This window comes from Streptomyces sp. NRRL S-87, from assembly GCF_000719335.1.
GTDB lineage: Bacteria > Actinomycetota > Actinomycetes > Streptomycetales > Streptomycetaceae > Streptomyces.
The window spans coordinates 42,146-69,108 of the sequence record NZ_JOGB01000026.1; the positions used below are offsets into that span (position 1 = coordinate 42,146).

Below are 26,963 nucleotides of genomic sequence, written 5' to 3' on the forward strand. Positions count from 1 at the left end.
CCCGAGCACCCCTCGTGACACACTCGACGTCATGCGCGTGTACCTCGGATCCGACCATGCCGGCTTTGAGCTCAAGAACCACCTCGTGGACTGGCTCAAGAACAACGGCCACGAGCCCGTCGACTGCGGGCCCCACATCTACGACGCCGTCGACGACTACCCCCCCTTCTGCCTGCGGGCCGCGGAGAAGACCGCCGCGGACCCCGACAGCCTCGGCATCGTGATCGGCGGGTCCGGCAACGGCGAGCAGATCGCCGCCAACAAGGTCAAGGGCGTCCGTGCCGTCCTCGCCTGGAGCGTGGAGACCGCCAAGCTCGGCCGCGAGCACAACAACGCCAACGTGATCTCCGTCGGCGGCCGCATGCACACGCAGGACGAGGCCACCGCCTTCGTCGAGGCCTTCCTGGCGACCCCGTACTCCGACGAGGAGCGCCACACCCGCCGCATCGAGATGCTCTCCCGCTACGAGGAGACCGGCGAGCTCCCCCCGATCCCGGCCCACCACCCGCAGCAGGGCTGACACGCACCGGCCGCCCGGCCGCCACCGGGCCGGACCGCCGCACCACGCCGACCGGCCGACAGGAGCAGTGCCGTGCCCGAGGGGCATACGATCCACCGCCTCGCCCAGGACCACGCCGAACGGTTCGCCGACCGCACGGTCCGGGTGAGCAGCCCCCAGGGCCGGTTCGCCGAGAGCGCGGCACTGCTCGACGGACGCAGGCTGGAGACCGCCGAGGCCCACGGCAAACACCTCTTCCTGGGCTTCGGCGGCACCGAGTGGGTCCACGTCCACCTCGGCCTCTTCGGCAAGTACGGACTCGGACCCGCACCCGCCCCGCCAGCCACCGACACCGTCCGCATGCGGCTCCTCAACGAGGACCACTACGCCGACCTCCGCGGCCCCACCGCCTGCGCCCTGATCACCGACGGCGAGAAGAAGGCGATACACGACCGGCTCGGCCCCGACCCCCTGCGCGCCTCCGACGACCCCGACCGCGCCTGGGCCCGCATCTCCCGCAGCCGCACCACCATCGCCGCCCTCCTCATGGACCAGAAGGTCGTCGCGGGCGTCGGCAACGTCTACCGCGCCGAGGTCCTCTTCCGGCACGGCGTCGACCCGTACCGGGCGGGCCGGGATATCGCCCGCACCGAATGGGACGCCATGTGGGCCGACCTGGCCGCACTCATGCGCGAGGGCGTCCGCAACAACCGCATCGACACCGTCCGCCCCCAGCACATGCCCGAGGCCATGGGCCGCCCGCCGCGCGTCGACGACCACGGCGGCGAGGTGTACGTCTACCGCCGCGCCGACCTGCCCTGCCACATCTGCGGCACCGAGGTCCGCACCGCCGACCTCGCCGCCCGCAACCTCTTCTGGTGCCCCGCCTGCCAACGCCGCTGAACGGCTGATCCACGGATGTGCGGGGGTACCCCTGCGCGAGCACAGGATCGATGGATAGGGTCCCCAGCAATGGCCGGAGCACGCACCGAACCGCTCGTGGCACGGATGCGCAAGGGCGTGCACCGGGCCCGCACCGCCCTGCGCCGGTCGGCGGTCGACTACTTCCGCGGCGACGCCTCCGACTGGCTCGCCCTCACCGGACTGCTGATCACCGTCCCCGCGATCACCTGCGGGACGCTGATGCTGCCCGTCTGGTTCTCGCCCTCCGCCCTCGTCCTGCCGATCGTCGCGGGCGGCCTGCTGCTGCGCCCCGCCTCCCTGCTCGGGCTCTACGCCGCCGCGGCGACCGCCCTGATCGTCGAGTCCGTCGTCCTCGGCCCGTACACGCAGGGCCCGGCCCGGGTCACCCCCGGCACCGTCCTCGTCGTGGCCGCATGCGGCTTCTTCGGCCTGGTCATCGCCCAGTTCCGCAGCCGCGTCGGGGTGCCCTGGCGGCGCGGCGGCACCATGCTCTTCGACCTGCGCGAGCGGATCCGGGTCCAGAGCAAGCTGCCCGCCCTGCCGCCCGGCTGGCACCGCGAGATGGCCCTGCGGCCGGCCGGCGGCCAGTCCTTCTCCGGCGACTTCGTCGTCGCCGCCCGCACCCACGGGGGGCGCACCCTCGAAGTCGTCCTGACCGACGTCTCCGGCAAGGGCATGGACGCCGGCTCCCGCGCCCTCCTCCTCTCCGGAGCCTTCGGAGGCCTGCTGGGCTCCCTCCCGCCCCAGGACTTCCTGCCGGCCGCCAACGGCTACCTGCTCCGCCAGGACTGGGACGAGGGCTTCGCCACCTCCGTCCACCTCGTCCTGGACCTGGAGACCGGCGACTACGAGCTCCTCTCCGCCGGCCACCTGCCCGCGCTCCAGCTCTGCGCGGGCACCGGCCGCTGGGCGGAGAAGGCCGCCGAAGGCCCCCTCCTCGGGGTCTACGACGGCGCCGAGTTCGAGCCGGTCCGCGGCAGCCTGCGCCGCGGCGACGTCCTGATGCTCTTCACCGACGGCCTCGTCGAGACCGCCGACCGCGACATCAGCGAGGGCATCGACCGCCTCACCGGCGAGGCCGACCGCTACGTCCACTCCGGCTTCGAGGGCGCCGCCTGGCACCTGATCGAAAAGGTCGCCAAGGACGTCAACGACGACCGCGCCCTCCTCCTGATCCGCCGCTCGCCCTGATCCACCGCTCCCCGCGACCCGCGGCTCCCCCTGATCCGCCGCTCCCCCTGACCCGCCGCTGCCCCTGATCCGGGCCGAACGGGCGAGCCCGGCCACCGGTACCGGATTGGCCCGGTCCCCCCACCCCGCACCCCGCCTACCGTGCCCGCATGGACCCCCGCCTCGCCCAGGACCTCGCCGACCTCCCCACCCTCCTCGACACCGTCCGCACGCACACCGCGACCTACCTCGACACCCTCGCCGACCGCCCGGTCATCCCCCCGCACCGGGCCCCCGAGCCGGCCCCGCTCCCCGCCGAGGGGGAGGGCCTGGCCAAGGCCCTGGCGACCTTCGAGACCCGCTGGGCGGACCGCCTGTCGGCCAGCGCCGGCCCCCGCTACTTCGGCTTCGTCACCGGCGGCACCACCCCCGCCGCCCTCGCCGGCGACTGGCTGACCGCCGCCTACGACCAGAACCCCACCTCCGCCTACGACGACGCCGGCCGCCTCCTCGAGACCGAGACCGTCACCTGGCTGCGCGACCTCTTCGGCCTCACCGACGCCCACCGGGGCACGCTCGTCAGCGGAGCCACCCTCTCCAACACCGTCGGCCTCGCGATCGCCCGCGAGTGGCTCGGCGAGCGACGGGGGGTCGACGTGGCCGCCGACGGCGCCGCCGCCCTGGGCCCCGTACGCGTCCTGTCCGGCAGCCCGCACTCCTCCGTCGCCAAGGGCCTGTCGATGCTGGGCCTCGGCCGCAACGCGATCGTCCCCGTCCCCCTCCTCCCCGGCCGCGAGGCCGTCGACCCCGTCGCCCTCGCCGCCGCCCTCGCCGAGCAGGACGGGCCCTGTGTGGTCGTCGCCAACGCCGGCACCGTCAACACCGTCGACTTCGACGACCTGCGCGCCGTCGCCGCCCTCAAGGACCGGTACGACTTCTGGCTGCACGTCGACGCCGCCTTCGGCGCCTTCGCCGGTCTCTCGCCCGCCCACGCCCACCTCGTCGACGGCCTCGACCTCGCCGACTCCGTCTGCATCGACCTGCACAAATGGCTCAACGTGCCCTATGACAGCGCCGTGCAGTTCACCCGCCGCCAGGACCTCCAGACCCGCGTCTTCCAGAACGCCGCCGCCTACCTCGGCCCGCTCGGCGAGCGTCCCGACCTGGTCCACCTCACCCCCGAGAACTCGCACCGGCTGCGCGCCCTGGCCGCCTGGTTCACCCTCGCCGCCTACGGCCGCGCCGGGCACCGCGATATCGTCGAGCGCAACATCGCCGGCGCCCGGGCCCTGGGGGAGGAGCTGGCCGCAGGCGGCGCCTTCCGCCTCCTGGCCCCCGTACGCCTCAACGTCGTCTGCTTCACCCTCGCCGAGGACCCGACCCCCGAGCGCCTGACCGCCCTGCGGGAGGCCGCCGCGCCCCACGCGTTCGTCACCCCGACCGTGTACGACGGAACCGCGGCGCTGCGGGCGGCGTTCTCCAACTGGCGGACCACCGACGACGACGTACGGCTGACCGCGCGCGCCCTGCACGACGCGGCCGCCGCACTGGAGCCCGCCTGACCGGCACCGGGCCCGGCCGGGACGGGCCCGCCCGAGGGAAGGGACCAGCACCGACCATGACCACCGACGCGACCGCGGACCCCGCGGCGGACGACGCCCGCCTGACCCTCGCCGAGGTCGAGCGGATCGCCCGCGCGGCGCACGAGGGCCAGACCGACAAGGCGGGCCGCCCGTACGCCGAGCACCTCGCGGCCGTCGCCGCCGGGGTGCGCGAGCGCGGCGGCACCGAGGAACAGCAGGCGGCGGCCTGGCTGCACGACGCCGTCGAGGACGCGGCGCTCAGTCCCGAGTGGCTGGAATCAGCCGCCCTCCCGGACGAGGTGAAGGCCATGGTCCTGGCCGTCACCAAGCGGCCGGGGGAGCCCGTCGAGGAGTACGCCGCCCGCATCCTGGCGACTCCCGGCGCGCTGCTCGTCAAGGAGGCGGACCTCGCCCACAACGCGGACCCCGCCAGGCTCGCCGTCCTCGACGGGGCCACCCGCGACCGGCTGGCGGCGAAGTACGCGGGGGTCCGCGCCCTCCTCGGCCTGACCGGGGCCCCGTAAAGGCTCCGCCGGACCCGCCGTCCGACCGAAATATGCCCCCTGCACGGGCAGTTGGCCGGAATCAATCGCCGACGATTCGTCACGGGGCGGATAGCACCCCTCACTTGGTGGCACGATTGAGGGCATGGGGGTGTGCGCGGCCGTATGCCCCGGGCCGACCAGGGACGACCGAGGGGTGTGATGAGTAATGGCCATTTCGCTGTCAGTGGTGGTTCTGCTGGCGATCATCATGGTGGTGCTGATCAGAGGCGGGAACCTGAAAGCCGGGCCCGCCGTCGTCGCGGTCCTGTTCGGCTTCTTCCTGGCCTCCAGCTCGATCGCCGGCGACGTCAACGCCTTCCTGACGTCCCTGGCCCAGACGATCTCCGGCATCAAGCTCTGACGGCGTGCAGCGGCCCGAGCCGCCCCGCGCGGCCCCGCCCGCCCACCGCACCCGCGCACGAACGCGAGGAGCCGGTCCCCCTGGGGGGACCGGCTCCTCGGCGTATGCAGAGCGGGCGACGGGAATCGAACCCGCGTAGCTAGTTTGGAAGACTAGGGCTCTACCATTGAGCTACGCCCGCAAGCGGTGCACGCAGGTCACGGAGACCGTGGCACGCAGAGCATCCTAGCGGGTCGGCGCCCCGCGGTGCACACCGCATTCCCCGCGGCGACCGGCCCCGGCGCGTACCGGCCGTTCCGTGCCGCGAAACGCGCGCGTCGGACCGTCTCCGGGCATGTACCCTACGTGTCGCACCGACGGGGTGTGGCGCAGCTTGGTAGCGCGTCCGCTTTGGGAGCGGAAGGTCGTCGGTTCGAATCCGGCCACCCCGACCAGTACGGCCCGCGCCCCGCGCGCGCGAGACGCCATGATCCGCGCGCCCGAGACCGCATGATCCGCGCGCCCGAGACGGCGTGATCCGCGCGCCGCTCGCCATGATCGCGTTGTCGGCTGACTCCACCGTGCGGTTACTATGCAAGCTGCGTGCCCGTGTGTCTGATGTGCCGGGCCCGATCCGCTGATCCGCGACCACGCAGCATCGGCAGAACCCCAGAAGTCAGCCACAAGGAGACCGAACCGTGAAGAGCGCCGTGGAGACCCTGAACCCGACCCGGGTTCGGCTCACTGTCGAGGTGCCCTTCGAGGAGCTCAAGGACAGCCTCGACGCGGCGTACAAGAAGATCAACCAGCAGGTCACGGTCAAGGGCTTCCGCAAGGGCAAGATCCCGGCCCGGGTCATCGACCAGCGCTTCGGCCGCGGTGCCGTCCTGGAGGAGGCCGTCAACGACGCGCTTCCGAAGTTCTACACCGCCGCCGTCAACGAGGCCGACCTGAACCCGCTGGGTCAGCCCGACGTCGACATCACCGAGCTGAAGGACGGCGAGACGCTGAACTTCACCGCCGAGGTCGACGTCCGCCCGACCATCGAGATCCCGGACTACTCCGGCATCGAGGTCGAGGTCGACGCGGTCGAGGTCACCGACGAGGACGTCGAGAAGTCGGTCGAGCAGCTGCGCAACCGCTTCGCCTCCACCAACCCGGTCGAGCGCGCCGCCGCCGAGGGCGACGTCGTCACGATCGACCTCGAGGCCAAGGTCGAGGGCGAGGTGCTGCCCGACGGCGTCGCCTCCGGCGTCTCCTACACCATCGGCTCGGGCGAGCTGCTCGACGGCATCGACGAGGCCGTCACGGGCCTGGAGGCCGGTGGCGAGGCCACCTTCACCTCCCAGCTGAAGGGCGGCTCCGCCGAGGGCAAGGACGCCGAGGTCACCGTCAAGGTCACCCAGGTCGCCGCCCGTGAGCTCCCGGAGCTGGACGACGAGTTCGCCCAGCTGGCGAGCGAGTTCGACACCCTCGAGGACCTGAAGGCCGACAGCCGTACGCGCCTCGAGAACATGAAGCAGTACGACCAGGCCACCCAGGCCCAGGAGCGCGTGCTCGAGAAGCTGCTCGAGCTGGTCGAGGTCCCGATCCCCGAGAAGCTGCTCGAGGACGAGATCAACACCCGCAAGCACAACCTGGAGCACCACCAGCTCGGCCAGATGGGCCTGACGCTCGAGAAGTACCTCGAGTTCCAGGGCAAGACGGTCGAGGAGTTCGACGCCGAGACCAAGGAAGCCGCGGTCAAGGGCATCAAGACGCAGTTCGTCCTCGACGAGCTCGTCAACAAGGAGAAGCTGAACGTGAACCAGGAGGAGCTCACCGAGCACCTCATGCGTCGCGCCGCCTCCTCCGGCATGTCCCCCGACCAGTTCGCCCAGGCCGTCGTCGAGGGCGGCCAGGTCCCGATGCTGGTCGGCGAGGTCGCCCGCGGCAAGGCCCTCGCGGTCGTCGTGGAGGCCGCCAAGGTCACCGACACCAACGGCAACGAGGTCGACCTGTCCGACGAGGACGAGGAAGAGATCGCCGAGAACGTCGTCGAGGCCGCCGAGGGCGCTGCCGACGAGGACGAGGCCAAGTAAGGCCCCTCGGGCCCGACCAGGCCACGGGGCCGCCCGCGGCCCCGCGCAAGCCCGTACGGAGGGCCCGGACGCAACCGCGTCCGGGCCCTCCGGCGTACCCGGGCGCGGGCCCTCCGCCGCCCCCTGCTGCCGCCCCTCCGTCGCCCCTGGCCCCGACCCCTCCGCCGCCCCCGCTGCCGTCCCTCCGCCGCGCCTGCCGCCGCCCCTTCCGCCGGCCGCTCCGCGGGCCCCGCGGAGGGCCCTGGCACGGGCTGTGCGGCGCCCGCGCGGGGGCCCCGGGCACCTTGCGCTCCCAGCGAACAGTTGGGGAAGCGGGATGGCGTTGTCCGACCTGCGCGTTAGGGTCCATGAATACGAGGGCACTGCCCTCTGAACGAGACGCTGAGACGGCCCGGTCCGGGGCCGTCGGAGACGAGCAGGTGGATACGTGACGAATCTGATGCCTTATCTCGCCGGTGAGCCGTCCATCGGTGGTGGCCTCGGCGACCATGTCTACAACCGGCTGCTCAACGAGCGGATCATCTTCCTCGGCCAGCAGGTCGACGACGACATCGCCAACAAGATCACGGCTCAGATGCTCCTCCTCGCGGCCGAGCCCGACAAGGACATCTACCTGTACATCAACAGCCCCGGCGGCTCCGTGACCGCGGGCATGGCCGTCTACGACACCATGCAGTACATCCCGAACGACGTGGTCACCATCGGCATGGGCATGGCCGCCTCCATGGGCCAGTTCCTGCTGACCGGCGGCACCCCGGGCAAGCGCTTCGCCCTGCCCAACACCGACATCCTGATGCACCAGGGTTCGGCCGGCATCGGCGGCACCGCCTCCGACATCAAGATCCAGGCCCAGTACCTGCTGCGCACCAAGCAGCGCATGGCCGAGATCACCGCGCACCACTCGGGCCAGACCGTCGAGGCGATCATCCGCGACGGCGACCGCGACCGCTGGTTCACCGCCGAGGAGGCCAAGGACTACGGCCTCATCGACGAGATCATCTCTGCCGCGTCCAACGTGCCGGGCGGCGGCGGCACCGGGGCCTGATCCGGCAGGCCCGCAGCCCGTACGGACCCGGTCCGTACGGCAGCCCAGCCGACACAGCCCGCAGCCACAGGCACAACGCCACCAGGATGGTGAACACCCAGATGCAGAACAACCTCTCCGCGAGCGGCCTCTACACCGGCGCGCAGGTGGACAACCGGTACGTCGTCCCGCGCTTCGTCGAGCGCACCTCGCAGGGCATCCGCGAGTACGACCCGTACGCGAAGCTGTTCGAAGAGCGCGTGATCTTCCTCGGCGTCCAGATCGACGACGCCTCCGCCAACGACGTCATGGCCCAGCTGCTGTGCCTGGAGTCGATGGACCCCGACCGCGACATCTCGATCTACATCAACAGCCCGGGCGGCTCCTTCACCGCCCTCACGGCCATCTACGACACGATGCAGTTCGTGAAGCCGGACATCCAGACGGTCTGCATGGGCCAGGCCGCCTCCGCCGCCGCCGTCCTGCTCGCCGCCGGTACGCCCGGCAAGCGCATGGCCCTGCCGAACGCCCGCGTGCTGATCCACCAGCCGTCCGGCGGCACCGGCCGCGAGCAGCTCTCCGACCTGGAGATCGCGGCCAACGAGATCCTGCGCATGCGTGACCAGCTGGAGTCCATGCTGGCCAAGCACTCCTCGACCCCGATCGAGAAGATCCGCGAGGACATCGAGCGCGACAAGATCCTCACCGCCGAGGACGCGCTGGCCTACGGCCTGATCGACCAGATCATCTCCACCCGGAAGATGAACAACGTCTGATCCTTGCGGTCCCTTGACGCGGTCCGCTCGCCCTTCCGGCGATGTGAACCGCGTCAAGGGGGCCCCGAGATGGGGTCCCGGCAAGGTACCGTCGGATATGAGGCACCAGGAGCGCTGAACCAGGCGTCTCCCAGGCGAAGGGGAAGCACCTCGTGGCACGCATCGGTGACGGCGGCGACCTGCTCAAGTGCTCGTTCTGCGGAAAGAGCCAGAAGCAGGTGAAGAAGCTCATCGCAGGCCCCGGTGTGTACATCTGCGACGAGTGCATCGACCTCTGCAACGAGATCATCGAAGAGGAGCTCGCGGAGACCAGCGAGGTGCGGTGGGAGGAACTCCCCAAGCCGCGCGAGATCTACGAGTTCCTGGAGAGCTACGTCGTCGGGCAGGAGCCCGCGAAGAAGGCGCTCTCCGTCGCTGTGTACAACCACTACAAGCGCGTCCAGGCCGGCGAGAACGGCGGCGCGCAGGGACGTGACGACGCCATCGAGCTCGCCAAGTCCAACATCCTCCTGCTCGGCCCCACCGGCTCGGGCAAGACCCTGCTGGCCCAGACGCTGGCCCGCATGCTGAACGTCCCGTTCGCGATCGCCGACGCCACCGCGCTGACGGAGGCCGGCTACGTGGGCGAGGACGTCGAGAACATCCTGCTGAAGCTGATCCAGGCGGCCGACTACGACGTCAAGAAGGCCGAGACCGGGATCATCTACATCGACGAGATCGACAAGGTCGCCCGCAAGAGCGAGAACCCGTCGATCACGCGCGACGTGTCGGGCGAGGGCGTCCAGCAGGCGCTCCTGAAGATCCTCGAGGGGACCACCGCCTCGGTCCCGCCCCAGGGCGGCCGCAAGCACCCCCACCAGGAGTTCATCCAGATCGACACGACCAACGTGCTCTTCATCGTGGGCGGCGCCTTCGCCGGCCTCGAGAAGATCATCGAGGCGCGGGCGGGCGCGAAGGGCATCGGCTTCGGTGCCACGATCCGCTCGAAGCGGGAGATCGAGGCCAGCGACCAGTTCCAGGAGGTCATGCCGGAGGACCTGGTGAAGTTCGGGATGATCCCGGAGTTCATCGGCCGTCTGCCCGTCATCACCTCGGTCCACAACCTGGACCGCGAGGCGCTGCTCCAGATCCTCGTCGAGCCGCGCAACGCCCTGGTCAAGCAGTACCAGCGCCTCTTCGAACTCGACGGCGTGGAGCTGGACTTCGAGCGCGAGGCGCTCGAAGCCATCGCCGACCAGGCCATCCTCCGCCAGACCGGCGCGCGCGGCCTGCGCGCCATCATGGAGGAGGTCCTCATGTCGGTGATGTACGAGGTCCCGTCCCGCAAGGACGTCGCCCGCGTGGTCATCACCGCCGACGTGGTCCGCTCCAACGTCAACCCGACCCTCGTGCCCCGCATCGTCCCCAAGGACCAGGGCCCGCACGAGAAGTCGGCGTAACCGGCACCCGCACGAACCCCGAAGGGGCGCCCCCGGACCACCGGGAGCGCCCCTTCGGCGTTGACCGCGCCGGCCGTCAGGCCTTGGTGCGGGAGGTGTTGTAGAGCTTCGCGGCGAGGGCGGAGACGTCCTCGAGGGAGGCGCTGGTGCCGCCGAGCATGGCCACGGCCGGGTCGAGCACGTTGACCGACACCAGGGTCGAGTAGTCGCCCCAGGCGCACGTGGGGAGCTGCGTCTCCTTGGCCATCTTCTCCGTGCCCGGGGAGTCCTTCGTACGCGTCACCTTGATGTTGGCGCACTTCATCACCGCGCCGGAGAAGCCGTCCGGGTGGAACTCACGGGGACTGCCGACCACTTCGAGCGTGAAGCCCTCCTTGGCGGAATCAGTGTTCTGCTGGCCGACGTTGCCGAACCAGGTGTCAACTGCCTTGCTCGGGTCTTCGACCTGTCCCCAGAAGCCACTGGCCGTCAGCTGCTTCGCCTTGGGATCCGAGGAGGCGCCGTTCCTGTAAGCGGAACCGGACTGGTGCGGGTTCTTGACCCCGAGTGCCTCAGCCTTCGCCTTGGCCTCCGGCTTCATCTCCTGCTCCGGCGGCTCCTGGGCGTTCGCCGGCTTCTTGTACGAGTCCACCGCCGCCGGGAACTTCAGCTTGTAGCCCTTGGTCGCGTCGGAGATGTCCGCGCCGCTGCCCTTCAGGAACCACCAGGCGCCGCCGCCGGCCAGGGCCAGCACGAGGACGACCGCCACGACGCAGCCGCCCTTGCCCTTCTTCGCCGGGGCCGGCGGCTGCATGCCGTACGGCGGCTGCGGCTGGCCCGGGAACGGCTGCTGCTGGGGCGGGTAGGCGTAGCCCGGCTGCGGCTGCTGCGGCGGAACTCCCTGGGGGGCCTGCTGCGGGTAGCCGTAGCCGGGGCCGGCCGGGGCTCCGGGCTGCGGCTGGCCGGGGTAGCCGTACCCCGGCTGCGGGGAGCCCTGGGGCTGCCCGTACGGGTTGGGCTGGCCGTACGGTCCGGGCTGCTGCGGCTGCGGGCCGCCGTACGGTCCCGGCTGGTTGTAGCTCATCTCCTGCGTTCCCCTCCAGGATGCCTTTATCTGTTTCCGACATCCTGGCGGATCACCGCGGGCGGCGGGGCGCCGGGGGCACGCCTATTCGGTTTCAGTACGAAGCCGTGACACCTCTAAACTGTGCCCCGTGACCGAGAACACTCAGCAGCAGCCAAGCGCCCCGAACTCCGAACTGCCGACCCAGTACGCGCCGGCCGAGGTAGAGGGGAAGCTCTACGAGCGCTGGGTAGAGCGCGGTTACTTCGAGGCGGACGCCAAGAGCGACAAGCCGGCGTACACCATCGTCATCCCGCCGCCGAACGTCACCGGCTCGCTGCACCTGGGCCACGCCTTCGAGCACACGCTGATCGACGCCCTCACCCGCCGCAAGCGCATGCAGGGCTACGAGACGCTGTGGCAGCCCGGCATGGACCACGCCGGCATCGCGACGCAGAACGTCGTCGAGCGCGAGCTGGCGAAGGAGGGCAAGTCCCGCCACGACCTCGGCCGCGAGGCGTTCGTCGAGCGCGTCTGGAAGTGGAAGGGCGAGTCCGGCGGCCAGATCTCCGGCCAGATGCGCCGTCTGGGTGACGGCGTCGACTGGTCGCGCGAGCGCTTCACCATGGACGAGGGCCTCTCGCAGGCCGTCCAGACGATCTTCAAGAAGCTCTACGACGACGAGCTGATCTACCGTGCCGAGCGCATCATCAACTGGTGCCCGCGCTGCCTGACCGCGATCTCCGACATCGAGGTCGAGTACCAGGACGACGACGGTGAGCTCGTCTCCATCCGGTACGGCGAGGGCGACGCGTCCATCGTCGTCGCGACGACCCGCGCCGAGACGATGCTGGGCGACACGGCCGTCGCCGTCCACCCCGAGGACGAGCGCTACAAGCACCTGGTCGGCACCGAGATCGAGCTGCCGCTGACGGGCCGCCGCATCCCGGTCGTCGCGGACGCGCACGTGGACCCCGAGTTCGGCACCGGCGCCGTCAAGGTGACGCCGGCGCACGACCCGAACGACTTCGAGATCGGCCAGCGCCACAACCTGCCGAGCCTCGCCGTCATGGACGAGCACGCGGTCATCACCGTCCACGGCCCCTTCCTGGGCCTGGACCGCCTGGAGGCCCGCTCCGCCATCGTCGCCGCGCTGCGCGCCGAGGGCCGGATCGTCGCCGAGAAGCGCCCGTACACGCACTCCGTGGGCCACTGCTCGCGCTGCAAGACCACCATCGAGCCGCGCCTGTCGATGCAGTGGTGGGTCAAGGTCGGCCCGCTCGCCAAGGCCGCGGGCGACGCGGTCCGCGACGGCAAGGTCAAGATCCACCCGCAGGAGATGGAGAAGCGGTACTTCGACTGGGTCGACAACCTCCACGACTGGTGCATCTCGCGCCAGCTGTGGTGGGGCCACCGCATCCCGGTCTGGTACGGCCCGAACGGCGAGGTCGTCTGCGTCGGCCCCGACGAGCAGCCGCCGACGGGCGACGGCTGGCACCAGGACACCGACGTGCTCGACACGTGGTTCTCCTCCGGCCTGTGGCCCTTCTCCACCCTGGGCTGGCCGGAGCAGACCGAGAGCCTCGCGAAGTTCTACCCGAACTCCGTCCTGGTCACCGGCTACGACATCCTTTTCTTCTGGGTCGCCCGGATGATGATGTTCGGCCTGTACGCGATGGACGGCGTCCCGCCGTTCCACACCATCGCCCTGCACGGCATGGTCCGCGACGAGCGCGGCAAGAAGATGTCGAAGTCGTTCGGCAACGCGGTCAACCCCCTGGACTGGATGGACAAGTACGGCTCCGACGCCGTCCGCTTCACCCTGGCCAAGGGCGCGAACCCGGGCGTGGACGTCCCGATCGGCGAGGACTGGGTCCAGGCCTCCCGCAACTTCGCCAACAAGATCTGGAACGCCACGCGCTTCGCGCTGATGAACGGCGCCACGATCGAGGGCGAGCTGCCGCCGGCCGAGCAGCTGTCGGCCACCGACCGCTGGATCCTCTCCCGCCTGAACAAGACCGTCGCCGAGGTGGACGCGTTCTACGAGGACTACCAGTTCTCGAAGCTCAGCGAGGCCCTCTACCACTTCGCGTGGGACGAGGTCTTCGACTGGTACGTCGAGCTGTCGAAGACGACGTTCTTCGCGGGCGGCGAGGCGGCCAAGGCCTCCGGCCGCGTCCTCGGCGAGGTCCTGGACGTCCTGATGCGCCTGCTGCACCCGGTCGTCCCGTTCGTCACCGAGACCCTGTGGACCACCCTGACGGGCCGCGAGTCCATCGTCATCGCCGAGTGGCCGACCGACTCGGGCTTCCGCGACGAGGCCGCCGAGGCCGAGATCGAGAACCTGCAGCAGGTCGTCACCGAGGTCCGCCGGTTCCGCGCCGACCAGGGCCTGCAGCCCGGCCAGAAGGTCCCGGCCCGCCTGGACCTGGCCGGCACGCCGCTGGCCGCCCACGAGGGCGCCATCCGCCAGCTGCTGCGCCTCCAGCCGGAGGGCGAGGGCTTCAGCGCCACCGCCACCCTGCCGGTGGCCGGCGCCACGGTCGCCCTCGACCTGTCCGGCACCATCGACGTGGCCGCGGAGCGCAAGCGCCTGGCCAAGGACCTGGCGGCCGCGCAGAAGGAGAAGCAGCAGGCCGAGGCGAAGCTCGGGAACGAGGCCTTCCTGGCCAAGGCCCCCGACAACGTCGTGGACAAGATCAAGGGCCGGCTGGCCAAGGCCGAGGCGGACATCGCCCGCATCGAGGCCCAGCTGGCGGGTCTGCCCGCCGCCTGATCCGGCCGAGCAGAAGGCCCCCGCACCCGGCTCGGGACGCTGTTGGTACCAACAGGGTCCCGGCTCGGGTGCGGGGGCCTTCCGCATGCGCGGGGCGTCAGCCGCGCCGGACCCCCCACCGCCGCCGGACCATCGGGTACAGCAGCACGCCGCCGACCACCAGCAGCCCGACGCCGACGGCCGCCAGGCCCGGGTTCAGCCCCGGCGGGGTGTAGGCACAGGAGACCGCGGAGGCGCCGGCGCCCAGCGGGATGCCGAGCAGCCCCTGGTACGACACCGGCGGCGCCGACGGGCCGCCGTCCACCGAGCACCGCCAGCCCTGGATCGCCGGGGCGGCGACCACCGCGGTGCCCCGGGAGCCCTTGGCGAAGGTGGCGCGGACCGTGTGGCCGCCGACGTCCAGCTGCGCGGGGCCGGCCGAGCGAACGGCCTGGACGGCGCCGTGGAAGGCCTTCGGTCCCAGGCAGCCGACCGCGTCGTACGGCAGCACCTGGCCGGGCCGGGTCGCGCCGACGGCGAACTTCAGCGTGCCGTCGGCCGGGACGGTGCCCAGCGGCTGGACCGGCATGAGGACGGCCGGCGGGCGGGCGGAGCTGCTGGTCGGCTCGGTGGCCCCGGAGCCGACGGCCACGCCGAACAGCTCCGGCGCGTACAGGTAGGCCTGGTCGCCGGGCCGGCACCGGGCGGTGAAGCTGCTCCACGCCTTGCCCGACTCGGCCAGGCCCAGGGCGTAGCCCGCCGGGCCGCGGCCGTCGACCGGCCCGTGCGAGTACCGGAACGTCGGTACGTCGTACACGTGCGCGCCGAGCGCGGCGTTGCGGCGGGCCCAGACCGAGCCGGCCGGCGCGCCGTACGTCCGGTCGGCGCCGGGGGCGCGCAGGCTGACCAGGGGGAGGCCGGTGAGGGTGCGGGCGGTGACCTCGGGGCCGTCGCCGGGGCGTTCCAGCAGCGTGCCGACGCCCATGAGGGCGTTGAAGAACGGGTCGTCGGTCCGGAACAGGCTGCGTCCGCCCATCGCGTAGCCGACACCGAGGGCGCGCAGCCCGGTGGCGGCTTCCTTGGTGACGTAGCTGCTGTAGTAGCTGCCGCCCTGGACGCCGAGGAGCATCGGGTCGTTGTTGGCGACGAACAGGCTCGGGGCGAGACCGGTGCGCGAGCGCGGCCAGTCGGCGTGGTCGACGGCCACCCGGTGGGCGTTCGCGGCCAGCGCGTTCATGGTGGTGGTCTCGGTGTATCCGCGCAGCGCCGGGTCGAAGAGGGTGTGGGTGGCGTAGACGGCGTAGGTGCTGGTGGCCAGGGTGCAGGCGGCCAGCGCGGCGACGACGGCGGTACGGGCGGTACGTCGCAGCCCGCGCGCGTACAGCAGGAGCAGGGCGACCGTGCCGGCGCCGCCGAGGGCGGTGCAGCGCAGGGCGTAGTCGTTGGCCGGCTGGGTGTCGCGGGCGGCCCAGACCAGCAGGGCGGTCAGGGCGGCGCCGCCGACCAGCGCCCGCGCCCTGGGCATGTGGGACAGGCAGATCCAGGCGGCCATCACCAGCAGGCCGCTGAGGATGAAGCTCTCGCGGAAGGGCGAGCCGTGCGGGAGGGTGAAGCCCTGCCACACCTTGGCGGTCGGGGTGTACACGAAGGAGACGGCGACCAGGCCGATCAGCAGCGGCCAGCCGATCCGCTCGCGGACGCGGACCTTGCCCTGGAAGGGCAGGGCGAGGACGAGGAGCAGGACCAGGACGCCGGTGAAGACGTTGGGGGCGGCGGGTTCGGGCACGCTGCCGGGCAGGAAGAGGCCGAGGTAGGTCAGGGGCTCGGTGGCCGTGCTGACGACGTAGCTGTCGCTGGGCTGGGACTGGGCGTTGGCGAGGCCGGAGACGGTCACGGCGGGGGCGGCCAGCAGCAGGCCGGTGACGGTCATGGTGGCGGCCCGCCACAGGGCCCGGACGCGGGCGCGCCAGGGGAGTTCGGTGACGGCCAGGCGCAGGAGCAGGACGAGGGCTGCGCCGAGGGTGGCCATGGCCGCGGTGTAGAAGTTCGCGTACCAGCAGAGGGCGAAGTAGAGGGTCCCGAGCACCCAGCGGCGGCCGGTGAGGCAGTGGTCGGCGGCCAGGCACAGCAGCGGGAACGCCACCAGGCCCCACATCCACATGGGGACGATGCCGCCTTCGATCAGGCTCCAGCCGCAGACGGCGTACCCGGTGGCGAGCACGGCGCGCAGCCAGGGCGAGCCGGGGCGCAGCCGGCCGAGGAAGGCCGTCATGACGGCGGCGGCGAGGCCGATGCTGAGGAGGGAGACGAGGAAGACGGAGAAGTCGGCGTCCTCGCGCGGGAAGAGTCCGGTCAGCCAGGAGAACGGGTTGCCGAGGTAGGTGAAGAACTCGGCGAGGAAACCGTTTCCGTAACCGCTCTGCCAGTTGAAGAACAGGTCGCCCTGGGCGGCGCCGTGCTGGAGGTCCCACAAGTGGGCGTGGAAGGGGACGTATTGGTGGCGCAGGTCGTTCACGGCGCGCGCGCCCTGGCCGAACGGGTACGTGCCGTGGGCCGCCATGCCGAGGCAGTAGGCGGCCATCGCCATGACCGCCGAGGTGACCGCGGCGGCGGTACCGGACGCACGCAGCCGGGTCAGCGGCCCGGGCCGGGCGGCGGCCCCGCCGGTCCGGTCGGTCGCACGGGTCGGCGGTGCGGCGGTGGTTGGCGTGGTCATGTTGACGAGTCCCCGTGAATCCCTGTTGAAATGTCCGGTATTCAGCCGCCCATGAGCCGAATCCCAAACGCTCATCCTATGAAATGCTCAGATGAGCCGATGACCGAATTCGGTAACGATCAGGGCGAGAACGACTCCGTCGCGGGCGAACGGAGCGGTCCGACGAGGGAGAGTCCGAATTCGGGATTCGGGTTCCGCTATTCGCGCAAGTGCGAGGTCCGCCACAGCCCGGCCGGGCCGCGCGCCCTCCCCGACGGACCCGCCCCCGGGCGTCCGCCGCGACTTGACGGACCCCACCGGTGGGCGTACTCCGGAAGGGGAGACCCGTCCGACGACCTCGGGGACGAGAGGAGTCCCTGCCATGCTCGGCGAACTCATAGGCGAGGAGAACGGCGAGGCCACGGGCGTCCGCGTGCTCTCCGCAGAGGGCGGCCACGCCGTACTGGAGACCTCGTTCCGGGGGTCCGGCACCCTTCTGGGCGTGTCCGTCAACGACATCGGCACCTACCACTCCGCCAACCGGGACGACGGCACCCTGTTCGGCGAGGGCGAGGGCGTCACGATGACCGAGGACGGCGACACCCTCACCTGGCACGGATCCGGGGTCGGGCGGTTCACCCCGACCGGCGGCGTCAGCTGGCGAGGCGCCGTCTTCTACGAGACCACCGCGGACCGGTTCCTGCAGCTGAACGGCATCGCGGCCGTGTTCGAGTTCGAGACCGACCCCGGGGGCAAGATCGAGACCAAGATCTACGAATGGAAGTGACCGGCCGCCGGGCGCGCACGGCGATGCCCGGCTCCGGCCGCCGGATGCGCAGGACGATCCCCCCGGCTCCGGCCGCCCGGGGCCCCGGACCGGCCGGGCCGGACGTCCTCCGGCCCCCGCTCGTAGACTGGGTCCGTGAGTGAGCAGCCCGAGCCCAACGACCCCTTCGACGAGACCGGAGCGTTCGACGACATCGTCGACGCGGAGACGGACCGCGACCCCGACCTGGCGGTGATCGAGGCCGGCAGCCGCACCCTGCGCGCCATGGCCGGTCCGCCCCAGGGGGACCCGATCCCCACCCGCCCCCAGGACCCCGAGGTCGACAAGGCCCTGCACGAGGTCGAGGCGGAGCTCGCCACCCGCTGGGGCGAGACCAAGCTCGAGCCCTCGGTCAAGCGGATCACCGCCCTGATGGACGTGCTCGGCGAGCCGCAGCGCGCGTACCCCTCCATCCACGTCACCGGCACCAACGGCAAGACCAGCACCGCCCGCATGATCGAGGCCCTGCTCTCCGCCTTCGACCTGCGCACCGGCCGCTACACCAGCCCCCACGTGCAGCTGATCACCGAGCGCATCAGCCTGGACGGCGCCCCCATCGAGGCCGAGCGGTTCGTCGACACCTACCGGGACATCAAGCCGTACGTCGAGCTCGTCGACGGGCGCGAGGACATCCGGCTGTCGTTCTTCGAGGTCATGACGGGCATGGCGTACGCGGCCTTCGCCGACGCGCCGGTCGACGTGGCCGTGGTGGAGGTCGGCATGGGCGGGACCTGGGACGCCACCAACGTCATCGACGCCTCGGTCGCCGTGATCACCCCCATCAGCCTCGACCACACCGACCGGCTCGGCACCACCCACGCGGAGATCGCGGCCGAGAAGGGCGGGGTCATCAAGCAGGACGCCACCGTCATCCTCGCCCAGCAGCCCGTCGACGCCGCCCAGGTGCTGCTCAAGCGGGCCGTCGAGGTGGACGCCACCGTGGCCCGCGAGGGCATGGAGTTCGGCGTGGTCTCCCGCGAGGTCGCCGTCGGCGGCCAGCAGCTGACGCTGCGCGGCCTCGGCGGCGAGTACGAGGGCGTCTTCCTGCCCCTGTACGGCGCGCACATGGCGGCCAACGCCGCCGTCGCCCTCGCCGCGGTCGAGGCGTTCTTCGGCATCGGTGCCGAGCACGCCCGCCCGCTCGACATCGACACGGTCCGCCGCGCCTTCGCCACCGTCACCTCCCCGGGTCGCATGGAGGTCGTCCGGCGCAGCCCCACCGTGGTGCTGGACGCCGCCCACAACCCGGCCGGCGCGCGCGTGACCGCCGAGGCGATCACCGAGTCCTTCGGCTTCAGCCGCCTGGTCGGCGTGTTCGCCGCCAGCGACGGCAAGGACGTCCGGGGCGTCCTGGAGGCCTTCGAGCCGATCTTCGCCGAGATCGTCGTCACCCAGAACTCCACCCACCGCGCGATCGGCGCCGACGAACTGGCCGCCATAGCGGTGGAGGTCTTCGGCGGCGACCGCGTGCAGGTCGAGCCGCGCCTGGACGACGCCATCGAGGCGGCGATCACCCTGGCCGAGGAAGAGGCCGAGTACGGAGGGGCCGGTGTCCTGGTCACCGGCTCGGTGTTCACGGTCGGCGAGGCCCGGCTGCTGCTGAAGAGGAACTGAGGGACCAACGATGCGGACGCTGTGCGCCTCCACGCTGATCGGCGAGTTCTTCGTCATCGGCTTCGCCGGGCTGGTCGCCATGAAGGGCGACCTGTCCACCGCCACCGTGTGGACGGTGTGCGGGATCGCCATGCTGCTCACCGTGCTGCTGTGCGGGATGCTCTCCCGCCCCGGCGCGGTCACGGTCGGGTGGGCGCTCCAGATCGGCCTGATCGCCAGCGGTCTGGTCGTCCCCACCATGTTCTTCCTCGGTGCGGTCTTCGCCGGCCTGTGGTGGGCCTCCGTCCACTACGGCCGCAAGATCGACGAGACGAAGGCCCGCTGGGCGGCGCAGACCGCCGCCGCGTCCGCCCCTGACGCTGCGTGACGGCGGTCCCTACCGCACCTGTAGCCTTTCCGCACCGCACCCGTATGCCGCAAGGAGCCGCACCATGACCCAGCGCACTCTCGTCATCCTCAAGCCCGACGCCGTCCGTCGTGGCCTGATCGGCGAGATCATCGGCCGTATCGAGCGCAAGGCCGGCTGGACCATCCCGGCGATGGAGCTGCGCACGCTGGACCAGGAGACCCTGGAGGCGCACTACGGCGAGCACAAGGGCAAGCCCTTCTACGAGCCGCTGATGGGCTTCATGGCCTCCGGCCCCGTCGTCGTCCTCGTCGTCGAGGGCGAGCGCGCGATCGAGGGCCTGCGGACCCTGGCCGGCCCGACCGACCCGATCGCGGCCACCCCCGGTTCGATCCGCGGCGACTTCGGCACCATCGTGCGCGAGAACCTCATCCACGCGTCCGACTCCGAGGAGTCCGCCGAGCGCGAGCTGAAGCTCTTCTTCCCCGCTCTCGTCTGACGTCACGTCAGCCATATAGCGCTCACCACCTGGGGCGACCGAAGTAATTTCGGTCGCCCCTTGGTATAGATCACCATGGCCGGGAACGCATGGGACGGACCTGTCGTCACCATCAAGAGAGGCGGGTACCCGTTCCGGCCGGTCGGTCGGAGTCCCGTCGCGCGGTGTTCGTACCCTCGGCACTACGATGGGGCCTCCACCCACATACCCGACTCGCCGTCCTGACAGCAGCCGCTCTCAACTGGGAAGGCCAGACGCTCCTCATGGGGAACAAGGGGAACTCAATGTCGTTCATCGGCCGTGACATGGCTGTCGACCTCGGGACCGCCAACACGCTGGTGTACGTGAGGGGCCGGGGGATCGTCCTGAACGAGCCGTCCGTGGTCGCCATCAACACGAACACCGGTGGCATCCTCGCGGTCGGTTCCGAGGCGAAGAAGATGATCGGCCGGACGCCCGGCAACATCGTCGCGGTACGCCCCCTCAAGGACGGCGTGATCGCCGACTTCGAGATCACCGAGCGCATGCTCCGGTACTTCATCCTCAAGATCCACAAGCGCCGCTACCTGGCCCGCCCCCGCGTCGTGGTCTGCGTCCCCTCCGGCATCACCGGGGTCGAGCGCCGCGCCGTCATCGAGGCCTCCACCCAGGCCGGCGCCCGTCAGGTGCACATCATCGAGGAGCCCATGGCCGCGGCCATCGGCTCCGGCCTGCCGGTGCACGAGGCCACCGGCAACATGGTCGTCGACATCGGCGGCGGCACCACCGAGGTGGCCGTCATCTCCCTCGGCGGAATCGTCACGGCACAGTCGATCCGGGTGGCCGGCGACGAGCTCGACAACGCGATCATCCAGCACATCAAGAAGGAGTACAGCCTCCTCCTCGGTGAGCGGACCGCCGAGCAGATCAAGATCACCATCGGCTCGGCCTTCGACCTCGACAAGGACGAGCACACCGAGATCCGCGGCCGCGACCTCGTCTCGGGCCTGCCCAAGACCGTGGTCATCTCCGCCGCCGAGGTCCGCAAGGCCATCGAGGAGCCCGTCAACGCCATCGTCGACGCGGTCAAGACGACCCTCGACAAGTGCCCGCCCGAGCTCTCCGGCGACATCATGGACCGCGGCATCGTCCTCACCGGCGGCGGCGCCCTGCTCCGCGGCCTCGACGAGCGGCTGCGCCGCGAGACCGGCATGCCCATCCACATCGCCGAGGACCCGCTGGACTCCGTCGCCCTCGGCTCCGGCAAGTGCGTCGAGGAGTTCGAGGCGCTCCAGCAGGTCCTGGACGCCCAGCCCCGCCGCTGACGAACGCCCCGCCGACGCCGCCCGCCGCCGACGTCGCCCCGCCGGCACGCGCTGCCGACGCCACCCGCCGGCGGGCCGCCGCCGGCACGGCCCCACGGTCGGGACGCCGTTGACAATGCCCCCTTTCAGGGGATAACGGAAACACAGAGATCCGCCGTACGGGTGCTGCCGCGCCCGTCCGGCGGATCGTTGATATACAGGCAAAGAGAATTCCCAGAAGGAAGGCACGGCCGCCGCACGTGAGGGACACACGAGAGAGCCGGCTGCTCCTGGTACTGCTGGTCGCCATCGCGTTCGCGCTGATCACGGTGGACATCCGGGCGGGCGAGGAGTCACCGGTCGACGGTGCCCGCCGGGGCGCCGCCGCGGTCTTCGGCCCGGTCGAGAAGGGCGTGGCCACCGCGGTCGACCCGGTCGCCAACGCCATAGGCGCGGTACGGGACTCCGGCGACCGCCACAACCGGATCACCGCACTGGAACGCGAGAACGCGGCCCTGAAGGCCAGGCTCGGCAGCGACGACCGCAACCGCAGCCGCATCCGCGAACTCGACGGCATGCTCAAGAGCGCCGGCGCGGGCCAGTACGGCATCAAGGGCGCCGAGGTCATCGCGATAGGAGCGGCCCAGGGCTTCTCCTGGACCGTCACCATCGACGCCGGCAGCAAGGACGGCATCGCGCGCGACATGACCGTCCTCAACGGCGACGGACTCGTCGGCCGCGTCACCACCGTCGGGCCCGACACCGCCACCGTCCTCCTGGCCAACGACCCCGACTTCACCGTCGGCACCCGCCTGGAGAAGACCGGCGAACTCGGCTTCGCCACCGGCCAGGGCGACCGCCCGCTGGCCGTCCAGATGCTCAACGGCAAGGCCAAGATCAAGGCGGGCGACCGCCTCGTCACCTTCGGCTCCCGCGGCAGCAAGCCCTTCGTGCCCGGCGTCCCGCTCGGTGAGGTCGTCCGCGTCGACCCGGCCGGCGGCGGCCTCACCCGCACCGTCTACGTCGACCCGTACGTCGGCTTCTCCCGGCTCGACATCGTCGGCGTCGTCGTCATGCCCCCGCGCACCGACCCGCGCGACACCGTCCTGCCGCCCAGGCCCGCCAAGCCGAAGCCCATCCCCACGGTCACCGTGACGGTCGCCCCCAGCCCCTCCGGGGACGCCGCCAAGCCGGCCGACGAGTAGGAGACCGCCATGCGCTTCAACCGGATCCTGCTCTCGACCACCCTCGTCGTGGTCGCCCTCGTCATCCAGGTCACCGTCCTGGGCCGACTGCAACTGCCCGGCGCCGTACCGGACCTCGTGCTGCTCACCGTCGTCGCCCTGGCCCTCGTCTACGGGCACACCAGCGGAGCCCTCATCGGCTTCGGCGCCGGCCTGCTGACCGACCTCGCCCCGCCCGCCGACCACGCCGCCGGCCGCTACGCGCTCGTCCTGTGCGTCGTCGGCTACCTGTGCGGGCTCGCCCGGCCCGCCGACGGACGGTTCCGCTCCGCCTGGGGCCCGCTGGTCACCGTCGTCGCCGCCGCCCTCGGCTCCACCCTCCTGTACGGGCTGGTCGGCGGCCTCGTCGGCGACACCGCCGCCCGCCATGTCGGGCTGGGCTGGCTGCTGTTCAGCGCCGCCGTCTACGACCTGCTGCTCGCCCCGTTCGCCGTACCGCTGGTCATGATGCTGGCCCGGCGCGCCGAGAACGACGTCATGGCCGTCGAGGCGGCCGGCGGCCCCGCCCAGGGCGCCGACGTCGCCGCCGGCTGGCTCTCCGGCGGCACCGGCCTGACCGTCGGCGGCACCCGCAACAGCATGCGCGTCAAGGCCGCCCGCAACCGGGCCCAGAAGGCCGGCCGCATAAAGGGCATCGGCGTCTCCGGCGGCGTCAAGGGCGTCAAGGCGGTCAAGTCCGTGAAGACGCCGCGCCTCAAGGGGGGCAGGAAGCTGTGACGGCCCCGGCCGAGCAGGCGCACACCGACGAGGGGGAGGCGTGACCAACATTCCCGAGACGGGCCGCACCCCCCGGGTGCAGATCCGGCTCGTCATCATCCAGGTGCTGGTCTTCTCCCTCCTGTTCACCCTCGGCGGCCGCCTCTGGTACCTCCAGATCCGCAACGGCGACGAGTACAGCAGCGAGGCCAAGAACAACCACGTCCAGCAGGTCGTCCAGCCCGCCGTGCGCGGCTCGATCCTCGACGCCCGCGGCATCCCGCTCGCCGACAACGAGACCCGCCTGGTCGTCTCCGCCAGCCGCACCGAGCTGATGAAGATGAAGGACCGCGGCAAGGGCGTCCTGACCCGGCTCGCCGACGTCCTCGACATGACCCCCAAGGAGGTCATGGACAAGGTCCGGCTCTGCGACTCCCAGACCCCGCAGCCCTGCTGGAACGGCTCCCCGTACCAGCCGATCCCGGTCACCAACAAGGCCACCACCCAGCAGGCCCTGCAGATCCGCGAGCGCGCCGAGGACTTCCCCGGCATCACCGCCGAGCCCACCGCCGTACGCCGCTACCCGAACCCCGGCGGCTCCAACACCGGCCAGGTCCTGGGCTACCTCTCGCCCGTCACGGACGACGAGATCCAGCAGGCCAAGGACACCCGCTCGCCGCTCCTTCGCTCCGACCAGGTCGGCCGCTCCGGCCTGGAGCGCACGTACGACCGCCAGCTGCGCGGCAAGGCCGGCGTCACCCGGTACGAGGTCGACAACCTGGGCCGGGTCATCGGGCAGGCCGCCGCCGACCCCGCCGAGGCCGGTGCCAACGTCGTCACCAGCATCGACGCCCGCGTCCAGGCCGTGGCCGAGTACCAGCTCGACAAGGCCATGAAGGAAGCGCGCAAGATCGTCGACCGCAACACCGGCGAGAACTACAAGGCCGACGCCGGCGCCGTCGTCGTCATGGAGTCCAAGACCGGCCGCATCGTCGCCATGGCCTCGAACCCGACCTACGACCCGAACGTCTGGGTCGGCGGCATCTCCGCCAAGGACTACGCCCGGCTCACCGGCAAGAACTCCAACTACCCGCTCCTCAACCGGGCCATCCAGGGGCAGGCCGCCCCCGGCTCCATCTTCAAGGTCATCCCGACCACGGCAGCGGTCAACGCCGGGTACCCCTTCGACGGGAAGTACCCCTGCCCCAGCTCGTACTCCATCGGCGGCCAGGTCTTCAAGAACTTCGAGTCCCAGGGCCACGGCAGCATCACCCTCGGCCAGGCCCTCGAGGTCTCCTGCGACACCGTCTTCTACGCCCTGGCCCACCAGCAGTGGCAGAAGGACGGCGCCCTCAAGCCCAAGAAGAACCCCGCCGACATCTTCTACAAGACCGCGCACCAGTTCGGCCTCGGCAAGGAGACCGGCATCGACCTCCCCAACGAGGTCAGCGGCCGCGTCCCGGACCGCCAGTGGAAGCAGCGCTTCTGGGAGGCCAACAAGGACTGGTGGTGCCGCACCGGCAAGCGCGGCGGCACGTACGTCCAGCAGCTGTCCTACGAGAACTGCCTCGAGGGCAACCTCATGCGCGCCGGTGACTCCGTCAACTACTCCATCGGCCAGGGCGACACCCTCGTCACGCCGATCCAGATGGCCACCATCTACGCGGCCATCTCCAACGGCGGCACCATGTGGAACCCCACCATCGGCAAGGCGATCATCAGCGCCGACGGCAAGCGCGTCGAGGAGATCAGGCCCAAGGCCCACGGCAGGCTGCCCATGGACGCGCGGACCAGGGCGCAGATAAACGACGCGCTCGAGGGCGTCGCCACCCGCGGTACCGCCGCCTGGCGGTTCGGCGGCTGGCCGCAGAAGCAGATCCCCATGCACGCCAAGACCGGTACCGCCGAGGTCTACGGCAAGCAGACCACCTCCTGGTTCGCCACCTACACCTCGGACTACACGATCGTCATGACCATCTCCCAGGGTGGTACCGGCTCCGGGGCCTCCGGGCCCTTCGTCCGCAACATCTACAACGCCCTGTACGGCCTCGACATGGAGGGCAAGCAGGACCTCGGGAAGGCCCTCCTGCCGCACCCCCAGAGCTCCCTGCCCAGGATCCAGAAGGACGGCTCGATCGACGCCCCCGAGATCCACCCGTACGTCCCCGACGAGCCCAAGGAGGACCCCGAGCCGGCCCTCGCCGGCCCGCCCGGGAAGCCGGCGACCCGGCCGACGCACCGCGACGCGAGGTGGCGGGACTGATGGCCGCCAACAACTTCTCCGTCGCCCGCTACGCCCCCCGGCGCGGTCCGCTGGCCCGCCTGACCGCCCGCGACTCGATAGTGCGCCGGCTCGACTGGCCGCTGCTGTTCTCGGCGCTCGCGCTGTCCCTCATCGGCTCGCTGCTGGTGTGGTCGGCCACCCGCAACCGCACCACGCTCAACCAGGGCGACCCGTACTACTTCTTCCTGCGCCACCTGCTCAACACCGGCATCGGCTTCACCCTGATGGTCGGCACGATCTGGCTCGGCCACCGCACCCTGCGCGGCGCGGTGCCGTTCCTGTACGGGCTCTCGATCCTGCTCGTGCTCGCCGTGCTCACCCCGCTCGGGGCGACCATCAACGGCGCGCACGCGTGGATCGTCATCGGCGGCGGCTTCTCGCTCCAGCCCTCCGAGTTCTGCAAGATCACCATCATCCTGGTGATGGCGATGCTGCTGGCCACCCGGGTGGACGCCGGCGACCTGGTGCACCCCGACCACCGCACGGTCGTCAAGGCCCTGTGCCTGGCCGCCGCGCCCATGGGCATCGTCATGCTGATGCCCGACCTCGGCTCGGTCATGGTCATGGTCATCATCGTGCTCGGCGTGCTGCTGGCCTCCGGCGCCTCCAACCGGTGGGTGCTCGGGCTGCTGGGTACGGGCCTCGTGGGCGCCATCGCGATCTGGCAGCTGGGCGTGCTGGACGAGTACCAGATCAACCGCTTCGCCGCCTTCGCCAACCCCGACCTGGACCCGGCGGGCGTGGGCTACAACACCAACCAGGCGCGCATCGCGATCGGCTCGGGCGGGCTGCTGGGCACGGGGCTGTTCAAGGGCTCGCAGACCACCGGCCAGTTCGTGCCCGAGCAGCAGACCGACTTCGTCTTCACGGTGGCGGGGGAGGAGCTGGGCTTCGTCGGGGCGGGTCTCATCCTGTTCCTGCTCGGGGTGGTGCTGTGGCGGGCCTGCCGCATCGCGCGCGAGACCACCGAGCTGTACGGCACGATCGTGGCGGCCGGCATCATCGCCTGGTTCGCCTTCCAGTCCTTCGAGAACATCGGGATGACGCTCGGCATCATGCCGGTGGCGGGGCTCCCGCTGCCGTTCGTGTCGTACGGCGGCTCGTCGATGTTCGCGGTGTGGGTGGCGATCGGGTTGCTGCAGTCGATCCGGGTGCAGCGGCCGTTGTCGGCGTAGGGGGCTTCGCGGGGGCGGCCGGCTCCCTCGAAGCGGCGACCCGGGGCGTCCGCCCGGCAGCCGGCCGCTCTCGGCCACATCCGGGGCAAATACCGGGCAACGCTCCCATGATGAGCTGATGAA

At 71.2% G+C, this 26,963-nt stretch carries 22 protein-coding genes and 2 tRNA genes; 21 read left to right on the top strand and 3 right to left on the bottom strand.

Annotated features, from left to right (window positions below):
• The first annotated feature begins 31 nt into the window (after window positions 1–31).
• The 6 genes from IF43_RS0118220 to IF43_RS0118245 all read left to right on the top strand — a co-directional run bounded on the left by IF43_RS0118220 (window position 32) and on the right by IF43_RS0118245 (window position 5,082).
• On the top strand, window positions 32–520 hold the full coding sequence (locus IF43_RS0118220; protein WP_030201434.1) for a ribose-5-phosphate isomerase: 489 nt from the start codon (window positions 32–34) through the stop codon (window positions 518–520).
• 72 nt (window positions 521–592) lie between these two features.
• Window positions 593–1,402, top strand: coding sequence for an Fpg/Nei family DNA glycosylase (locus IF43_RS0118225; protein WP_030201437.1), 810 nt, complete (start codon window positions 593–595; stop codon window positions 1,400–1,402).
• Window positions 1,403–1,471: 69 nt separating this feature from the next.
• Window positions 1,472–2,614 (top strand): PP2C family protein-serine/threonine phosphatase, encoded by a 1,143-nt coding sequence (locus tag IF43_RS0118230; protein WP_030201438.1) that lies wholly within the window; start codon window positions 1,472–1,474, stop codon window positions 2,612–2,614.
• 149 nt (window positions 2,615–2,763) lie between these two features.
• Window positions 2,764–4,155, top strand: coding sequence for a pyridoxal-dependent decarboxylase (locus IF43_RS0118235; protein WP_030201441.1), 1,392 nt, complete (start codon window positions 2,764–2,766; stop codon window positions 4,153–4,155).
• A 56-nt stretch (window positions 4,156–4,211) separates the two neighbouring features.
• A complete protein-coding gene (locus IF43_RS0118240) occupies window positions 4,212–4,700 on the top strand; it encodes an HD domain-containing protein (RefSeq protein WP_037889073.1) in 489 nt (162 codons plus the stop codon).
• Between the two features lie 187 nt (window positions 4,701–4,887).
• Complete coding sequence (locus tag IF43_RS0118245) at window positions 4,888–5,082, top strand: hypothetical protein (RefSeq protein ID WP_030201447.1); 195 nt, start codon at window positions 4,888–4,890, stop codon at window positions 5,080–5,082.
• A 110-nt stretch (window positions 5,083–5,192) separates the two neighbouring features.
• Here the strand turns inward: IF43_RS0118245 and IF43_RS0118250 are convergent.
• Window positions 5,193–5,263 (bottom strand) — tRNA-Gly (locus IF43_RS0118250).
• A 176-nt stretch (window positions 5,264–5,439) separates the two neighbouring features.
• On the opposite strand from IF43_RS0118250, the gene IF43_RS0118255 reads away from it, so the two are divergent.
• The 5 genes from IF43_RS0118255 (at window position 5,440) to clpX (ending at window position 10,381) form a co-directional block, all read left to right on the top strand.
• Window positions 5,440–5,516, top strand: a tRNA-Pro gene (locus IF43_RS0118255).
• A gap of 243 nt (window positions 5,517–5,759) precedes the next feature.
• On the top strand, window positions 5,760–7,142 hold the full coding sequence (gene tig / locus IF43_RS0118260; RefSeq protein WP_030201450.1) for a trigger factor: 1,383 nt from the start codon (window positions 5,760–5,762) through the stop codon (window positions 7,140–7,142).
• Window positions 7,143–7,569: 427 nt separating this feature from the next.
• A complete protein-coding gene (locus IF43_RS0118265; RefSeq protein ID WP_037889075.1) occupies window positions 7,570–8,187 on the top strand; it encodes an ATP-dependent Clp protease proteolytic subunit in 618 nt (205 codons plus the stop codon).
• Window positions 8,188–8,273: 86 nt separating this feature from the next.
• On the top strand, window positions 8,274–8,942 hold the full coding sequence (locus IF43_RS0118270) for an ATP-dependent Clp protease proteolytic subunit (RefSeq protein ID WP_030201458.1): 669 nt from the start codon (window positions 8,274–8,276) through the stop codon (window positions 8,940–8,942).
• 152 nt (window positions 8,943–9,094) lie between these two features.
• Window positions 9,095–10,381 (top strand): ATP-dependent Clp protease ATP-binding subunit ClpX, encoded by a 1,287-nt coding sequence (gene clpX / locus IF43_RS0118275; protein WP_030201461.1) that lies wholly within the window; start codon window positions 9,095–9,097, stop codon window positions 10,379–10,381.
• A 76-nt stretch (window positions 10,382–10,457) separates the two neighbouring features.
• On the opposite strand, the gene IF43_RS0118280 is transcribed toward clpX, so the two are convergent.
• Window positions 10,458–11,444, bottom strand: a complete 987-nt coding sequence (locus IF43_RS0118280; RefSeq protein WP_030201464.1) for a hypothetical protein — start codon at window positions 11,442–11,444, stop codon at window positions 10,458–10,460.
• Between the two features lie 130 nt (window positions 11,445–11,574).
• Between IF43_RS0118280 and IF43_RS0118285 the strand changes: the two genes are divergently transcribed.
• Complete coding sequence (locus IF43_RS0118285) at window positions 11,575–14,199, top strand: valine--tRNA ligase (protein ID WP_030201466.1); 2,625 nt, start codon at window positions 11,575–11,577, stop codon at window positions 14,197–14,199.
• 97 nt (window positions 14,200–14,296) lie between these two features.
• Here IF43_RS0118285 and IF43_RS0118290 read toward each other — a convergent pair whose 3' ends face one another.
• A complete protein-coding gene (locus IF43_RS0118290; RefSeq protein WP_051795598.1) occupies window positions 14,297–16,894 on the bottom strand; it encodes a YfhO family protein in 2,598 nt (865 codons plus the stop codon).
• 361 nt (window positions 16,895–17,255) lie between these two features.
• Here IF43_RS0118290 and IF43_RS0118295 point away from each other — a divergent pair, with 361 nt between their 5' ends.
• The 9 genes from IF43_RS0118295 to rodA all read left to right on the top strand — a co-directional run bounded on the left by IF43_RS0118295 (window position 17,256) and on the right by rodA (window position 26,840).
• Window positions 17,256–17,660, top strand: a complete 405-nt coding sequence (locus tag IF43_RS0118295; RefSeq protein ID WP_030201472.1) for a hypothetical protein — start codon at window positions 17,256–17,258, stop codon at window positions 17,658–17,660.
• A gap of 135 nt (window positions 17,661–17,795) precedes the next feature.
• Window positions 17,796–19,313: a folylpolyglutamate synthase/dihydrofolate synthase family protein gene (locus IF43_RS0118300; protein WP_030201475.1), complete on the top strand. Its 1,518-nt coding sequence runs from the start codon at window positions 17,796–17,798 to the stop codon at window positions 19,311–19,313.
• 10 nt (window positions 19,314–19,323) lie between these two features.
• The gene (locus tag IF43_RS0118305; RefSeq protein WP_030201478.1) at window positions 19,324–19,680 is read left to right on the top strand and encodes a DUF4233 domain-containing protein; all 357 of its coding nucleotides are present in this window, start codon (window positions 19,324–19,326) and stop codon (window positions 19,678–19,680) included.
• Window positions 19,681–19,744: 64 nt separating this feature from the next.
• A complete protein-coding gene (ndk, locus tag IF43_RS0118310) occupies window positions 19,745–20,158 on the top strand; it encodes a nucleoside-diphosphate kinase (protein WP_030201481.1) in 414 nt (137 codons plus the stop codon).
• 284 nt (window positions 20,159–20,442) lie between these two features.
• Window positions 20,443–21,462 (top strand): rod shape-determining protein, encoded by a 1,020-nt coding sequence (locus IF43_RS0118315; RefSeq protein ID WP_030201485.1) that lies wholly within the window; start codon window positions 20,443–20,445, stop codon window positions 21,460–21,462.
• Window positions 21,463–21,701: 239 nt separating this feature from the next.
• Window positions 21,702–22,646: a rod shape-determining protein MreC gene (gene mreC, locus IF43_RS36570; protein WP_051795600.1), complete on the top strand. Its 945-nt coding sequence runs from the start codon at window positions 21,702–21,704 to the stop codon at window positions 22,644–22,646.
• Window positions 22,647–22,655: 9 nt separating this feature from the next.
• Complete coding sequence (gene mreD / locus IF43_RS0118325; protein ID WP_030201489.1) at window positions 22,656–23,402, top strand: rod shape-determining protein MreD; 747 nt, start codon at window positions 22,656–22,658, stop codon at window positions 23,400–23,402.
• A 40-nt stretch (window positions 23,403–23,442) separates the two neighbouring features.
• Window positions 23,443–25,644 (top strand): penicillin-binding protein 2, encoded by a 2,202-nt coding sequence (mrdA, locus tag IF43_RS0118330; RefSeq protein WP_030201490.1) that lies wholly within the window; start codon window positions 23,443–23,445, stop codon window positions 25,642–25,644.
• A complete protein-coding gene (rodA, locus tag IF43_RS0118335) occupies window positions 25,644–26,840 on the top strand; it encodes a rod shape-determining protein RodA (protein ID WP_030201492.1) in 1,197 nt (398 codons plus the stop codon). The genes mrdA and rodA overlap by 1 nt, the downstream gene beginning before the upstream one ends.
• Window positions 26,841–26,963: the final 123 nt, after the last annotated feature.